The sequence below is a fragment of the Thermococcus sp. GR6 genome (assembly GCF_012027415.1).
Classification (GTDB): domain Archaea; phylum Methanobacteriota_B; class Thermococci; order Thermococcales; family Thermococcaceae; genus Thermococcus; species Thermococcus onnurineus.
Genome location: NZ_SNUM01000002.1, coordinates 1 through 12798, shown reverse-complemented (window position 1 = coordinate 12798; position 12798 = coordinate 1). Strand labels below are relative to the sequence as shown.

17 protein-coding genes and 1 rRNA gene are annotated in these 12798 nt (G+C 52.0%); 6 read left to right on the top strand and 12 right to left on the bottom strand.

Translation table 11 applies throughout. The features are described from left to right. Positions 1-2: 2 nt before the first annotated feature. The 6 genes from E3E32_RS06360 to E3E32_RS06335 form a co-directional block, all read right to left on the bottom strand. The gene (locus E3E32_RS06360) at positions 3-641 is read right to left on the bottom strand and encodes a DUF432 domain-containing protein (protein ID WP_167731042.1); all 639 of its coding nucleotides are present in this window, start codon (positions 639-641) and stop codon (positions 3-5) included. Positions 642-1260: 619 nt separating this feature from the next. Then, positions 1261-1923: a DUF434 domain-containing protein gene (locus E3E32_RS06355; RefSeq protein ID WP_167731041.1), complete on the bottom strand. Its 663-nt coding sequence runs from the start codon at positions 1921-1923 to the stop codon at positions 1261-1263. A gap of 21 nt (positions 1924-1944) precedes the next feature. Beyond that, complete coding sequence (locus E3E32_RS06350; protein ID WP_167731556.1) at positions 1945-2715, bottom strand: HD domain-containing protein; 771 nt, start codon at positions 2713-2715, stop codon at positions 1945-1947. 99 nt (positions 2716-2814) lie between these two features. Next, positions 2815-3225 carry a PIN domain-containing protein gene (locus E3E32_RS06345; RefSeq protein ID WP_167731040.1) on the bottom strand — a complete coding sequence of 137 codons (411 nt, stop codon included), beginning with the start codon at positions 3223-3225 and terminating at the stop codon, positions 2815-2817. Positions 3226-3253: 28 nt separating this feature from the next. Continuing rightward, positions 3254-4486 carry a translation initiation factor IF-2 subunit gamma gene (gene eif2g, locus E3E32_RS06340; protein ID WP_167731039.1) on the bottom strand — a complete coding sequence of 411 codons (1233 nt, stop codon included), beginning with the start codon at positions 4484-4486 and terminating at the stop codon, positions 3254-3256. Positions 4487-4605: 119 nt separating this feature from the next. After that, positions 4606-4983 carry a 30S ribosomal protein S6e gene (locus E3E32_RS06335; protein WP_012572907.1) on the bottom strand — a complete coding sequence of 126 codons (378 nt, stop codon included), beginning with the start codon at positions 4981-4983 and terminating at the stop codon, positions 4606-4608. A 144-nt stretch (positions 4984-5127) separates the two neighbouring features. Between E3E32_RS06335 and E3E32_RS06330 the strand changes: the two genes are divergently transcribed. Next, on the top strand, positions 5128-5298 hold the full coding sequence (locus tag E3E32_RS06330) for a preprotein translocase subunit Sec61beta (protein WP_167731038.1): 171 nt from the start codon (positions 5128-5130) through the stop codon (positions 5296-5298). Here the strand turns inward: E3E32_RS06330 and E3E32_RS06325 are convergent. Further along, on the bottom strand, positions 5295-5957 hold the full coding sequence (locus E3E32_RS06325) for a hypothetical protein (RefSeq protein WP_012572909.1): 663 nt from the start codon (positions 5955-5957) through the stop codon (positions 5295-5297). The genes E3E32_RS06330 and E3E32_RS06325 overlap by 4 nt on opposite strands. A 93-nt stretch (positions 5958-6050) precedes the next feature. On the opposite strand from E3E32_RS06325, the gene engB reads away from it, so the two are divergent. Beyond that, positions 6051-6662: a GTP-binding protein EngB gene (gene engB / locus E3E32_RS06320; protein WP_167731555.1), complete on the top strand. Its 612-nt coding sequence runs from the start codon at positions 6051-6053 to the stop codon at positions 6660-6662. Here the strand turns inward: engB and E3E32_RS06315 are convergent. Further along, on the bottom strand, positions 6609-7073 hold the full coding sequence (locus E3E32_RS06315; protein ID WP_167731037.1) for an Lrp/AsnC family transcriptional regulator: 465 nt from the start codon (positions 7071-7073) through the stop codon (positions 6609-6611). The two genes, engB and E3E32_RS06315, sit on opposite strands and share 54 nt — an antisense overlap. Positions 7074-7235: 162 nt before the next feature. Between E3E32_RS06315 and E3E32_RS06310 the strand changes: the two genes are divergently transcribed. From E3E32_RS06310 to E3E32_RS06300, 3 genes are read left to right on the top strand one after another with little or no spacing between them, the layout of a single operon-like run. Continuing rightward, the gene (locus E3E32_RS06310; RefSeq protein WP_167731036.1) at positions 7236-8303 is read left to right on the top strand and encodes a Clp1/GlmU family protein; all 1068 of its coding nucleotides are present in this window, start codon (positions 7236-7238) and stop codon (positions 8301-8303) included. 44 nt (positions 8304-8347) lie between these two features. Further along, positions 8348-9178, top strand: a complete 831-nt coding sequence (locus E3E32_RS06305; protein WP_167731554.1) for a geranylgeranylglycerol-phosphate geranylgeranyltransferase — start codon at positions 8348-8350, stop codon at positions 9176-9178. 12 nt (positions 9179-9190) lie between these two features. After that, positions 9191-9571 (top strand): hypothetical protein, encoded by a 381-nt coding sequence (locus E3E32_RS06300; RefSeq protein ID WP_012572914.1) that lies wholly within the window; start codon positions 9191-9193, stop codon positions 9569-9571. 44 nt (positions 9572-9615) lie between these two features. Here E3E32_RS06300 and E3E32_RS06295 read toward each other — a convergent pair whose 3' ends face one another. The 4 genes from E3E32_RS06295 to scpB all read right to left on the bottom strand — a co-directional run bounded on the left by E3E32_RS06295 (position 9616) and on the right by scpB (position 12573). Further along, complete coding sequence (locus tag E3E32_RS06295; RefSeq protein ID WP_167731035.1) at positions 9616-10422, bottom strand: OB-fold nucleic acid binding domain-containing protein; 807 nt, start codon at positions 10420-10422, stop codon at positions 9616-9618. Continuing rightward, a complete protein-coding gene (locus E3E32_RS06290) occupies positions 10419-10796 on the bottom strand; it encodes a replication protein RepA (RefSeq protein ID WP_167731034.1) in 378 nt (125 codons plus the stop codon). The genes E3E32_RS06295 and E3E32_RS06290 overlap by 4 nt, the downstream gene beginning before the upstream one ends. Next, a complete protein-coding gene (locus E3E32_RS06285) occupies positions 10797-11861 on the bottom strand; it encodes an OB-fold nucleic acid binding domain-containing protein (protein WP_167731033.1) in 1065 nt (354 codons plus the stop codon). Positions 11862-11985: 124 nt separating this feature from the next. Further along, complete coding sequence (gene scpB, locus E3E32_RS06280; RefSeq protein WP_012572918.1) at positions 11986-12573, bottom strand: SMC-Scp complex subunit ScpB; 588 nt, start codon at positions 12571-12573, stop codon at positions 11986-11988. 100 nt (positions 12574-12673) lie between these two features. Between scpB and rrf the strand changes: the two genes are divergently transcribed. Beyond that, positions 12674-12795: ribosomal RNA gene (gene rrf / locus E3E32_RS06275) — 5S ribosomal RNA — on the top strand. Positions 12796-12798: the final 3 nt, after the last annotated feature.

Here is a 12798-nt window from a genome sequence, read left to right as displayed (position 1 = left end):
CGTCACCACCTCATCTTGAAGTTCGGTAGAGGTTCTGCTTTATGGGTGGCCTTGAGCGTCCCATCGGGCGGGTTGCCGGTGTTGTTGACCTCGTAGGGCTCTTTCGTCGTCAGTATCACGAGGGGATAGTAGGCCTTTTCGCTGGAGTAGAACATAACACTGTTCCTTATCGGGACGGTTATCCTTTCCACGAGCTTCCATTCGTCAGTGGGGTTGTTTATCACGAGCTTCATGATTCCCAGCTCGTCGGGAATCTTATCGTGGAACTCGCTCACGTGATAGCGCGCTATCACTCCAATGTTATTCTCACCATAGAGGGCGTACTTCTCCCTTCCTACAACAAAGCGGTCTATCGTGGCGTTTCCGCTCTTGACTTCAATGTCCACGGGGGCGGAGAGGTATCCGGTCAGTCTTTCCCTGGGGGGAACGGCTATCCTTGGTGAGAACCTTATCATGAGGAACTTGACGCCGTAGCCCTCGGCCGGGGCTGGGAGTACCCTGAAGGCACCATCGCCTTTCTTTATGAGAACTCGAACATCATCCCGCGTGTAAAGCACGCTGTCATCGGGCCTTTCGAGGAGGTGTATCTTCTTGTTGAGGATTTTGATGAACTTCGTTCTGAGCTCGTGCTCTCCGAACATGAAAGAAAATAGGTTTTGAAAGATTTAAAGTTTGCCTGAAAGTGGAAAACTGAAAAGCAAAAAAAGCCTCAGACCTTCTCAAAACCGATGTCCTCGATTTGACGTGGGTGAAAACGTTGGCACCGCCTGTTCGATGGAGACTCCCCTGGCCTCGATGGGTACTGGCAGGTTGGCCGTTAGAACAGCCTCCCCCTGTCCGGTGACGTCGCCAAAAGTGTACGTCCACCTGACCGTTGATATTTTGAAGTTTTTGCCTCCGAGTGCAATCGTTCCATCCGGCTCTCTCGTAGTTGTACTATCGGCCCGGTATTCCCCAGCTGTCCTGTCTTGTAGAGGTTTTCACCCTCCAGCACAGCCCAGAAGCTGAAGTTGCAGAAGCCGAACCAGCTCATGTGGATAGTCTTCAGATTAGGTATGTTTGAGATCATATCGATGTCTCCTTCCTGGTACGGAGTTACCCCTCATGTTGCCGACCGCTTCGGGGTTGTAGAACTCGAATTCCTGATTACCATACTTCATTCAGATGTCCACAGCGTCCCCTCCGGTGTAAAGTGATTAGTAAAGGTTTTCAAAAGTTTCAAGTGAACCTGTAACTGTTCGAAGAAAATAAATCTAAGTGTTAAACTTCCTCTGAACACATTTTCCCCACAAACTCAACGAATGGCCTAGCTCCCTTTCCGAGCTTCTCGCCGACGTATCCAGCGAGGTCAAAGACGTGGGGAACTCTGACGATTATCCCCACATCCGCGGTGGCAACCACCTCAAAGGCCTTGAGCTCAAAATCGGGGCTTTTAACCAGTTTTACTTCCCCAGGAATACCAAATTCCTTCAGCTTCCCCTCGGTCAGCCTCTTGACTTCTCCGCTCCCCGGCACGTTCTTCCCGTAAAAGAAGACCGTCTTCTTAATCCCAAGTTCCTTCAGGGCCATCGCGATTTCCGTAAGCAAATCACCGGTTCTCTCGTTGATTCTGTACTTCCCCTGGTACTTCAAGTCCCTCACAAGGCCGTCCTCGCAGAGTATTGCTTTCCCATCGAGGAGAGATTCGAGGGTTATGAGGACGTTGAAACCGTCTATCGCCAGAACCTTCCCGGCAAGTTCTTCGGGTTTTAGGAGCTTTTCCTTGACTTCTGTGATCCATCCCTCAGAAAAGACGCATCTGGCCAGAAGATGCCGCTCTTTTTTCGTAAGCCTATAGTGGTTGGCAACGAATTCTAATGCATAGCTTTTCCGGTAGCCCCTGTTGAGCAGATATTTGAGATCAACGTAGGCATCTCGAAGCATGGAGAAAGTTGGGAGGGAAGGTTAAATAACCTTCTCCATTATCTCCTCGCCGACGTGAATTCTTATCCTAACCTTTCCGCCCAGTACTGAGCTCTTGACCTTCTTGGTGAGAATTTCGTCCACCTGGAAGACTCCTGCGAGGTGCTTCATCCATATCTCAATGAGTATCGGCTGCTCCTCGTTTCCTTCCCTTATCTCGACCTTCTCTATTGCCAGGGCTGAGACGGCGTGTATGTCAACGCGGTCCTTCTTGTGGACGAGCCTGCTCCTTCCGGCTTCCATATCGCAGCCGTCTGCTATAGTGACGAGGCTCCCCTCAATGGTTGTGCACGGCACGTGCTCATCGTGCGTGTAGATGGCGTTCAGCGTGAGCGCTTTGAGGAGAAGCCAATCATCCGTTTCAAACTCCCTGGCGAGCTTGTCTATTATTGGCTCCGTAAGCAGGGCACTGAACTCGTAGTGGTTTATTCTGTGTATCATGTTGCCGACGTCGTGGAAGAGCGCTCCAAAAGCAACGATGAACTTGCTCCAGCGGAAAGGCTTGCCGAGCTTCTCCGCTGTGGTCTCAATTCCAAACTTTTTGATAATTTTCAGTAGCTCTAGGGCCCGTCTCGTTGTGAGGAGAACGTGGATCGGTCCGTGGTCGTTGAACTGGTAGATATTCAGCACTATGTAGTTGGTCGTCTCGAAGTAGTAGATGTGTTCCCTGAAGGCCCTCTCGTACATCTGGTAGAGTTCGTCGTCCTCCATTAGTTCCCTAATCTCTCTCAAAAGATCCTCTTCGGTGTACATGATTCTCACCCGAGGGCGTGGAGAAAAAGGGGTTTTAAGGGTTTTGAAAGCCGAGCGAAAAGAACTTGTTGAATGATTGTGAGCTTGGGCAGAAATAGCTCACTCCAGCATTCCTTCAAGCTCCAGAATCTTCTTGGAGCGGAGGTACACGACCGGAATGCCCTTCGCGCGGAGCCTCTTTTTCAGCCCCTTATCGTTGGTGCAGACCACAACACGCTCGTTATTCAGGGCGAAGTCAAAAATCTGGTCGTCTATCGGCCTCTCCCCAAACCGGCCTATATCCACGGTCTCGAACCTCTCAGCCAGCTTCTTCGCCATTCTGATGGCCATCAGATCTTTCCCGCGGGACTTTCTTTCGATGACGTCCAGTTCCTGAAGGACAACGTTTGGAATTACAATCCTGAACTTCACATCGAGAACCCTGTTCAGCTCGGATATTATGTCGACGCCGAACTGTCCCGGGACGAGGAGAAAGTTGGTATCGGGAATAACTAGCCATTCACGGCGCATGGAGACCACCAAATGAGAAAAGAGAGGGTCACTCCCTGATGAAGCCGTAGCCTATGAGGCGCCACCTGCTGCCGACCTGCCTGCTGATGGCAACCCTGTCGCCGACCTCGGCGCAGATGGGTATCTGGAGCTTGAGCTCGATCTCGTCCTTGCCGAGTCCGGTGACGAGACCCATCGTTCTTGCCGTTCCAACGTTGAGGAGCAGGACTTCCCTCCTTTTGATCGGCTCGACCTTGAGCTCCTCCTCGGTTCCCACAACCCTCTCGAGGAGGTGAACCTCAAGCCTGAGCTCGTCCCACACCGGCGGAAGCTGGCCAGGTTTTCCTACGACGTTTCCGGCCATGAGGTCGCCCTTGGTGAGGTACGGATCGAGCTTGGTGCCGACGCCGACGAGTCCACCTGGATATGCCTCCTCGACGAACCTTCCTCCCGCCTGAAGGGACACTATCTCGGTGGTTATCGGCTCGTACTTGATCCTGCCGTGCTCCTCGTAGGGAACGCCCGGGCGGATCTCTATCTCGTCGCCGACCTTGAGCTTGCCCTGGACTATCGAACCGCCGATGACTCCGCCGACGAGCTTTTCCGGCTTGGTTCCGGGCTTGTTAACGTCAAAACTCCTCAGAACGAGCATCTTGGGCGGCTTGTTCGGATCATGCTCAGGTGTTGGGATGAACTCCTCTATTGCGGCCAAGAGAACGTCAACGTTGGCTCCGTGCAGGGCTGAAATCGGAATTATTGGGGCGTTCTCGGCGACGGTGCCTTTGACGAACTCCTTTATCTCCTGATACCTCTCAATGACCTTCTCCCTGTCGACAAGCTCGATCTTGTTGAGGGCTATGACGATGTTCTTATTGCCGACTATCTGAAGGGCCATGAGATGCTCCCTGGTCTGGGGCATTACACCCTCGTTGGCCGCTATGACGAGAACGGCACCGTCCATGAGGGAAGCTCCAGCGAGCATTGTTGTCATCAATGCCTCGTGACCGGGAGCATCGATGAAGGAGACTCTCCTCTCAAATTCGGTTTCATGGCTGCAGTAAGGACATATAGGTGAAGTTGAGTATCTGCCACAGCTCGGGCACTTCCTTATCTCTGCATCGGCGAAGCCTATCTTGATGGTGATTCCTCTCCTTAGCTCCTCGCTGTGGGTGTCAGTCCAGATTCCGGTCAGGGCCTTCGTGAGTGTCGTTTTACCGTGATCAACGTGACCAACCATTCCGATGTTAACCTCGGCCTGTCTAAACTCCTTCTTCTTTGCCATCTTCTCTCACCCCTAAATTTAGAGAGTTTGGACATTTATTAAGGTTACCTCAGGGGAAGAACTCGAAGGACATACTCCAAGGCAAGCAGAAAAGCAGTAAGTTGGGGAAAGGAGGAAGCTCAGAAGACGAGCTTCATGTTGATCTGGACGATCTCGGGGCTGATGGTGTTGCCCCTAACGGTCTTCTTCCTCCTCTCACCCTTCTCCTTAGGCCTGAAACCCGGTCCCCTAGAGACGAGGATCTTGACCCTCCTCGGACCATGGACATCGGGCCTCATGGGGAAGCCATCCTTGTCGGTTCCGCCGGTTATCTTGAGCTTGGTATCGGCTGGAATCTCCTCGCCGAATATCTCGGTGAGGTTGAGGCCAAGCTCCTTGGCGGAGATCTCCTCTCCGATCCTCTTTCCGATGAGCTTCTCTGCCTCTTCGCCGCTTATCTCAACCTGCCTGGCTATCCCGTTCTTCGGGTTCGATATGACAAGCTTAAAGGTCGCCATTTCCTCCCACCTCCTACGTCATTAGCGGGATTCATTGGGGAAACCCCTTATCCACCATGGGCTGTGGATTACCTTTTAAAAAGTTTCCCCTATCAAAACTTTTTTATACCTCTCTGGTGGTAGCCATCTTAAGAGGTGAGAGAGATGGCAAAGGAAAAGGCCACACTTCCCCCGACCGGTGCGGGTCTCATGAGGTTCTTTGATGAGGACACCAGGGCAGTAAAGATAAGCCCAAGGGGCGTTATAGCCCTCACGCTGATACTCGTTGCCCTTGAGATACTTCTCCACGCCTTTGGGCCCCAGATCTTTGGCTAAATGAAGCTCGTTTTCTTTAATCCCCTTGCGTTCAGCTCTTCGTTTATTATTGTCCTGACGATTTCTTCAAGCTGGCTCTGGATGAGCTTGTCAACATCGTCCTTTATTTTGTCTATGTCGTGCCTGAGACCTTCGAGGAGCCTTATGTAGTCTTTGGCCATTTCGAGCTGGCCCTCCTGTCTGACCAGTTGCTCTTTGAGGTGTTCGAAGTCCTCTTTCATGACATGGAGCTTTCTAAGCTCCCTCTGAAGCTCATCCAGCTGCTTGGTAAGTGAGTAGTTCTCCTCCTTGAGCTTTTCTATGAGCCTCTCCTTGGTCTCGAGCTCCCTAACCAGGGCGTTGTACTCCTCGGCTATCTGGGTGAGCCTCTCTATCTCCCTCAGTGGGGGCACCTTACCGTTTCCGAGGATTATAACGTCTGGACCAACGTTGACTATATCGCTTGGCCTTATTTTCATCTTCTTCTCGTTGGAGAACATTCCTGGGTGTTCACCCTTTCCAAGGTTCTCCACGAGCTTCATCTTCAGGATGAAGTAGAACTGGTCGCCCTCAACCTCGACGTTGATGTCCGTCACAAACCCGAGTATCTTTCCCTCCGTGAGGGATATCACAAACTTGTTGATGAGCTGGTTGGCTTTAGCTTCACTGCCCTCTACCATAAACACCACCGCGATTATTTATCGCTCGGCCTACTTAACTTTTCCGCCAAGCCTTATAAGGTGAAAAAACTTCAACTCCCTTCGGTGAGAGCCATGATAATCTTCGTGGGACGATCGAACGTTGGAAAAAGCACGCTCATCTTCCGTCTTACTGGAAAGTGGGTCAGGAGGGGCAAGAGGCCAGGAGTTACGAGAAAGCCTGTGGAGGTTAACTGGAGGAACCGAAAGGTCGTCGACATGCCTGGCTTCGGCTTTATGAGCGGTCTGCCGAAGGAAAAGCAGGAGAAGATTAAAGATGAGATAGTGCACTTCATAGAGAACAACGCCGATGAGATAGATCTGGCAATCCTCGTCATAGATGGCAAGAGTGTGCTGGAGATAATAGAGCGCTGGGAGAAGCGCGGTGAGATTCCGATAGACGTAGAGTTCTTCCAGTTCCTGCGGGAGCTGAAGATACCGACGATAGTGGCGGTGAACAAGATGGACAAGGTGAAGAACGTCCAGGGGACCATAACGAGGCTTGCCGAGAAGTTTGGAGTTTCCTATAGCGAGATAAACGAGATTTTCGTGCCAATCTCAGCTAAGTTCGGAAAGAACCTCGACGAGCTTAGAAGGCTAATAGAGAAGAAGCTAAGGGAGGGCAGGAAGCCCTCAGAGGACTTCAAGGACGATGTGGGTAATGGTCTCCTTGACGCCGTCGAGTGAGGCTATTTCCTCGAGAATCTCGTCGAGCCTGGTCTTGTCTGCCTCGATGATGAGGTCGATGTCGCCGGTGACGCGGTATATCTTCTTTATCTTGAGCCTCTTTATCTGTTCGTAGACGTACTTTCTCTTGGTTGGCTCTATCCTCACAAAGACGAAAACATCCCCCTTCTTCTCGCCGAGGAGGTCGAGGGCCTTGTCGGTAAGGTCGATAAAGCCCCTGCCGGTTCTTATGTAGCCAAGCTCCTTGAGAACTTTGAGGTGATTGCTTAAGGCCTGTCTGGTTATTCCGAGTTCTTCGGCGAGCTCGTCCTGGGTCTTCTCAACGGTATGAACCTCTATGGTCTTTCCTTCCTCGTAGAACTTCCTGAGCAACTTAATCTGTCTTGGGGTGAGGGTGGGTTTCTCTTCCATTTTTAAAACCTCCTTTGCAAGGTTAGCATTTACACCTTTATTAAACCAACTATTTTCAAGGTCAATGTCAAATTTTTCTGGCCTTCACACTGATAGCCCCTGACCACACTTATAAGTTTTTCTCAAAGTTAGCTTTTTAATTCCCAGCTCTAATCAACTCACATGAACAAAGCGGGCTATACTGAGGACGTTCCCCCGGACAGGTTTGAACTCCTTGACAAGATAGCCCAGTCAGAGAGGCCCCTTAGGGTAATGCTCATCGGCGGAACCGACAGCGGAAAGACGACCCTCCTGACGTTCCTTGCGAACGGTCTCATTGAAATGGGTCTCAGAGTTGCGATAATCGACAGCGATGTCGGCCAGAAAGGAGTTCTCCCCCCGGCAACGGTGAGCTTAGCTTTCCCTGAAGGTCTCTTTGACTCGATCAGCAATTTAAAGGCTCACGCTCACTACTTCATTGGAACCACTTCTCCCGGCCAGTATACAGGTGAGATGGCAGTTGGTGTCAAGAGATTGGTTGATATTGCCGTTCAGGATGCGGATGTCGTTTTGGTAGATACTACCGGCTTCGTCACCGGCCCGGGCGTAGAGATGAAGCGCCTCAAAGCCGAGCTCGTGAGACCTGAACTGATAGTTTTCCTTGAGAGGGAGAACGAGCTCTCTCACATAAAACGGCTCCTCTCTCCCTACGGTGAAGTCCTGAGCCTCTCAGTGAGCGACAGAGCGAGGGAACACTCGAGGGAGGAGCGCAGGGAAATAAGGCGGGAGAAGTGGGAGGCTTACTTCTCAAGTGCTGGTCTGATTAATGTTGATTTGAATAATGTCGTTCCGACCGGAACGGAACTCTTCAGAGGCAGACCGTTAACGGCCGAGGAAAAGGAACTTCTATCGTCCCTCTTCAAGTGGCTCGTTCTGTCTGGCTGGAAGGGCGAGCGTTACACCGTCGTCAAGGCTGATATCGAGAGCATTCCAAGGCACTACAGCAAGTTCGTTATTCACGCTGTTGACTTCGAAAAGCTGAGCAACTTGCTGGTTGGTTTCATCGATAAAGACGGTCTCTGCCTCGGCGTTGGGATACTGAAGTGGATAAACTTCAGCGAGATGAATGCCCAGGTCCTGACGCCCATATCTTTAGAAGAACTCGAGAGAGCAGTCGAGCTTCGCTTTGGGCGCATAAGGGTGCTCGAAAGCGGCGAAGAGCTTGGCCTGTTGAGAAGGGAGGAGCTCTAGCAAAGATTTTTAAGTCAATAACCTAATTGAATTAGGTGACCCTAATGGAGCTCAAGGCGTTCATCGAGATAACCCGGCCTCATAACTGCATCCTTGCCGGGATAGTGGGCCTTCTGGGCTCGATAGTGGCCCTTGGTCACTTCCCCGACCCAAAAACGGCCCTACTTGTCTTCTTAGTGGTCACTCTGGGCTGCGCCGGAGGAAACACGATAAACGATTACTTCGACTATGAGATAGATAAAATCAACCGTCCCGAGAGGCCTCTGCCAAGGGGAGCAATGGGCAGGAAGGTTGCACTCTACTACTCGATGCTCCTCTTTGCGGTTGGTCTTGCCCTGGCATACATGATAAACATCTACGCCTTCATCCTTGGGGTGATAGCCTACGTCACGATGTTCATCTACGCCTGGAAGCTCAAGCCCCTTCCGTTCGTCGGAAACATTGTCGTTGCCGGCCTTACCGGTGCAACTCCGCTCTACGGTGCGGTCGCTGTTGAACACCTCGGGCTGGCTGGCTATTTAGCGATCTGTGCCTTCCTCGTGAACGTTGCCAGGGAGGTTATTAAGGACATCGAGGATGTGGAGGGCGATATGGCCAAAGGCGCTAAAACACTACCCATAATCTGGGGGAAGAAGAGAGCGGCCTACGTTGGGGCCCTCTTTGCGCTGCTGACGGTCATCGCTTCGTTCCTTCCTGTCAAGGCAAGTGTTGGCGTCGGCTACTACGCGATGGTTCCTGTTGATTTACTCATACTCTACGCAGCCTACCTGATCCTGAGGAGCCAGGACAGGGAGGTTGCACATAAATCACAGAAGCTGCTCAAGATGAGCATTTTCCTGGCGGTTATGGCTTTCCTTATAGCAGCGATAGTTTGAGGAGGTGAGATCATGGAGTTTAAGGATGAGCTCATAAGAAGCCTTGAGGGGGAAGAGCTCTGGACAGTCATCACATTCAAAACCCCTCATGGTCCGGGAAAGACCCTGGAAAAGCTCGTAGAGGCACTTGAAGATGCTGGCTGGAGGATAACGTTTAAGGCCAACTGGTGGACGGCTGACATTCCCTATGGTTTAGTCAGAATAGACGCGAAAAAAGACGGAAAGGAGAAGATAGTGCTTGGCAAGTGGATACTCGGAGGCAAATGCAAGCTGATAAGGATTGAGAACATGGATCTCATCAAGGGCCGCGACGAGTTCTTCCGCATGGTGGACAGCATAACCTCGACTCTCATTCACGACCCTGTCATAAGGACGATGAGGGAGCAGTATTGATTCCTGCTTTTTCTATTTTTCGAGGGGATTAAAAGAGAAAGAGCTCACAGCGGCTCGTAGTAGCCTATCTCCGGTTCGTAGATTTCTCCTTCAGCCAGAAGCTGTGTTATGGCCTCCTCGATGAGCTCCTCGTCGAACTCCTTCGAGAGCTTCTTGATGATGAACTTGTGGGACAGTGCCTTTTGCTTCTCCTTCAACAGATCAAGGACGGCCTTCTTAGCCTTTTCGAGCTCTGGGTTCTCCTCAGTCTTTTCCTCGACTTCAGGAACTTCCTCTTCGAAGAGCTCCTCCTCGAGGTTCCTGTGCTCGAGCATTATCGTGTAGAGCTCGTCAATTGTCAGCAGTAGGTCTTCGCTAACGCCCTTGTTCTTGGCTATAACCTTGGCCTTCGCAGTGATGCCGTACTTATCGTAAATCTCGAATGCTATCTGAGCCTTCTTGGCGTGTTCGACCTTTTCCTTCAGCGTCTCAAAGCGGTGGAGTATCCACATGTTGGGGTGGACTTTGGAGATACCCTCGACAAGTATCTGCTTGTCATCGCGCCATTCGGCAACCTTGCCAATTATCTGGACGAGGTCACCCTTCTTGACGAGCCTGATGAATCTCGTGTCGTCTCTGAAGCCGAGCACCCAGATGGTTCCGGTTCCGTCGTCGATCTGGAGCTTTCCATAGGTCTCGTCGTCGCTTATAACCGGCTCGCGAACGACGGTGGCGACGACCTTGACGCGGTAGACCTTTCTCGCGTCCTTCGTTATAAGGTAGTTGGGCTCGAAGTCCCCTTCACTCTTAACGTAGTAGCCGTCGATGATGTCCTTGATGTAGACCCTGCTCGCTGGAAGGCGCTTTTTCATAGCTCCTCACCTCCAAAGAACTCGATGACGCTCTCCACCCTGGGGAGAACCTTCCTCTCAAGCTCCCTAATCTCCTCCAGCGCTTCCAAATCTGCCTCGCTGAAGTCCTGTATAACCTCGCCGTAGATGTGAATGCCTTCTTCGTTCCTGATGACCCTGCCGACAACCCTAACGGTCTGGCCGTTCTGGGGGAGGACGTTCTCCTCGCTCTCGATGAGTATGACCCCGGTTCCGTCGTCGAGCCAGAAGGTGTAATCCATCTTGTCAACCTTGAAAGCCTTGCCTATAAGCGCAACTCTCGTGTCGTCTTCCCTCATCTCGCCTATCTTCCTCTCGACGGCAGGCTTGCGCCGCCTGTACCTGACCTCCTCCATTCACAGCACCTCCTTAATGACCTCCTTCAGCTCGGCCCTGACGCGGCTTATCTCTCTCTTGTAGTCCACCTCGTCCCAGCCAAAGGCCTTGAGGATTAGCCCAAGGAACTTGTCGTCCACGACGTTGCCCCTGACGACTATTTCCCTTCCGAGCAGGTAGTAGTACTCCTCCTCCGCGAGCTTTCTGCCGGCTTCCTTGAGGGTCAGTCCGTCCTCCACCAGCTCCCTGAGCTTTTCTGCTATCTCCTCTGGGTCTTTTCCGAGAAGCTCGGCCGCATCGTCACCGAAGAGCGTCGTCCTTATGTAACCAGTTGAGTCATCGAGGCCAAAGTCGATGATGGTTATCTTTATCGGCTGGATCTCGCCGTGCTCGGGGCATATCCACGTATCTGTTGCCGGCTCGTAATCAACCTTCCTCCTGCACTCAGGGCAGGCGTCGTAAACGGTAACCCTGTAAAGCCTCGCTATCGTCCCCCTGACCTCAACAAAGCGCTCGCCGCCCATGAGCTCGCCTATCTTTGTTCTTCTGTAGTTGTAGCTTCTCACTTCCTCCAGCGGTGGTATCTCCTCGACACGCGGGTCTTCCGGATTGAGTATTATCCTCGTCCTGAAGTTGGCGTGGAGCTCAACTCCGCTCCTTCCCTCTCTAACGCTCGGATCAATGATCTTGATGACGTCGCCCGGGTTCAGCTCGTTGTAGTACTTTGCCACCTGAGCGTCCCAGAGAACGAGCCTTGTCTTTCCGGTTGAGTCGTAGATTATCACGTTTGCAACCTGGCCGGTTGAGCCGTCCCTCTTCTGGTACTCCCTCGGCGGGTACTTCCTCAGGATCCTCGCGACTATGTTGACGTTGGCCATCCCGGGGACAAGGTCCACTATGTGGAGAAGTTCCTCCTTGCCCTCCAGATTAACGCCCAGTTCCTCCGCGAGCATTAAAGCTGCCGCGTGCTCGGAAATACCCTCGCGGGATGCTATCTCCGCTATCCTCTCCTCAATTTCATTCCTCGAGAGGCCCTTCTGCATCTCGATCATCTCGATGATCTGCTCCTTTGTCAGCACTACCATAACACTCACCTTAATGGTAATACAGGGTGGTGGTATTTAAACTTTTCTCCGGAGGCCGAGTTTCCGGAAAAAGCTTCCGTATTCCTCCCAAGAACAGAAATAAGTAAACTGAAGGGTCAAGAAATTACTCTTCGCTTTCCTGAGGCATTTCTTCTTTTTCTTCTTTCCCTTCGAGTTTTGCTATCAGGTCGCTGTACTCGGCATGAACCACTTTCTTGAATGCTTCCTTGATCATCATGGGGTCGTTCTCTGGGAAGCCGTAGAGCTCTGCGAACTTGGGGGTCGTTCCAAGGAGCTTTGTCCTCTCATAGGGCTCGGCGTAGATAAGTCCCATCTCGAGGAGCTTCCTTATGTGCTCGTAGGCCTGACTCCCGCGGAGTTTAACAAGCTTGCTCTGCTCTATAGGCTGGAGGTAGGCTATAAGGGCCAGGGTCTTCAGCTCGCCAGTCCTTAAGTCTGGTCTCGGCATCAGGTGGACGACCCTCTGCGAATACTCCTGCTTTACCTGCATGACGTATTTATCGCCCAAAACGCGAACCACTTCGATTGCGCTCTTTCTCTCAGCGTATTCAGCTGCTATAAGCTCGATGAGCTTCTCGAGGTAATCCAGCGACCTTATCCCGAGGGCTCTTGAGAGCTCTTTAATGCTCAGCGGCCGACCAGAAACGAAAAGGGCAGCTTCGACAAGGGCCTTGTCCTCTAGGAGTCCCATTATTATCACCTCTCCCTAAAGCCTCTCCGGCGATGACTATAATCTTTTCTCCTTCCTTGACCGTAATCTTTATAAACCCATCCCGATAGGTCAATAGCGGTACGGCGGTCATAGCGGCGGGGTCACACCCGGTCTCGTTTCGACCCCGGAAGTTAAGCCCGCCAGCGATCCCGGGTGTACTGCCCTCCGAGAGGGGGCGGGAAACCGGGGACGCCGCCGGCCACT

Excerpts from the sequence above, each read along its gene's own strand:
- E3E32_RS06360 (WP_167731042.1), bottom strand. The coding sequence starts at position 641 with ATGTTCGGAGAGCACGAGCTCAGAACGAAGTTCATCAAAATCCTCAAC.
- E3E32_RS06355 (WP_167731041.1), bottom strand. The coding sequence starts at position 1,923 with ATGCTTCGAGATGCCTACGTTGATCTCAAATATCTGCTCAACAGGGGC.
- E3E32_RS06350 (WP_167731556.1), bottom strand. The coding sequence starts at position 2,715 with ATGTACACCGAAGAGGATCTTTTGAGAGAGATTAGGGAACTAATGGAG.
- E3E32_RS06345 (WP_167731040.1), bottom strand. The coding sequence starts at position 3,225 with ATGCGCCGTGAATGGCTAGTTATTCCCGATACCAACTTTCTCCTCGTC.
- eif2g (WP_167731039.1), bottom strand. The coding sequence starts at position 4,486 with ATGGCAAAGAAGAAGGAGTTTAGACAGGCCGAGGTTAACATCGGAATG.
- E3E32_RS06335 (WP_012572907.1), bottom strand. The coding sequence starts at position 4,983 with ATGGCGACCTTTAAGCTTGTCATATCGAACCCGAAGAACGGGATAGCC.
- E3E32_RS06330 (WP_167731038.1), top strand. The coding sequence starts at position 5,128 with ATGGCAAAGGAAAAGGCCACACTTCCCCCGACCGGTGCGGGTCTCATG.
- E3E32_RS06325 (WP_012572909.1), bottom strand. The coding sequence starts at position 5,957 with ATGGTAGAGGGCAGTGAAGCTAAAGCCAACCAGCTCATCAACAAGTTT.
- engB (WP_167731555.1), top strand. The coding sequence starts at position 6,051 with ATGATAATCTTCGTGGGACGATCGAACGTTGGAAAAAGCACGCTCATC.
- E3E32_RS06315 (WP_167731037.1), bottom strand. The coding sequence starts at position 7,073 with ATGGAAGAGAAACCCACCCTCACCCCAAGACAGATTAAGTTGCTCAGG.
- E3E32_RS06310 (WP_167731036.1), top strand. The coding sequence starts at position 7,236 with ATGAACAAAGCGGGCTATACTGAGGACGTTCCCCCGGACAGGTTTGAA.
- E3E32_RS06305 (WP_167731554.1), top strand. The coding sequence starts at position 8,348 with ATGGAGCTCAAGGCGTTCATCGAGATAACCCGGCCTCATAACTGCATC.
- E3E32_RS06300 (WP_012572914.1), top strand. The coding sequence starts at position 9,191 with ATGGAGTTTAAGGATGAGCTCATAAGAAGCCTTGAGGGGGAAGAGCTC.
- E3E32_RS06295 (WP_167731035.1), bottom strand. The coding sequence starts at position 10,422 with ATGAAAAAGCGCCTTCCAGCGAGCAGGGTCTACATCAAGGACATCATC.
- E3E32_RS06290 (WP_167731034.1), bottom strand. The coding sequence starts at position 10,796 with ATGGAGGAGGTCAGGTACAGGCGGCGCAAGCCTGCCGTCGAGAGGAAG.
- E3E32_RS06285 (WP_167731033.1), bottom strand. The coding sequence starts at position 11,861 with ATGGTAGTGCTGACAAAGGAGCAGATCATCGAGATGATCGAGATGCAG.
- scpB (WP_012572918.1), bottom strand. The coding sequence starts at position 12,573 with ATGGGACTCCTAGAGGACAAGGCCCTTGTCGAAGCTGCCCTTTTCGTT.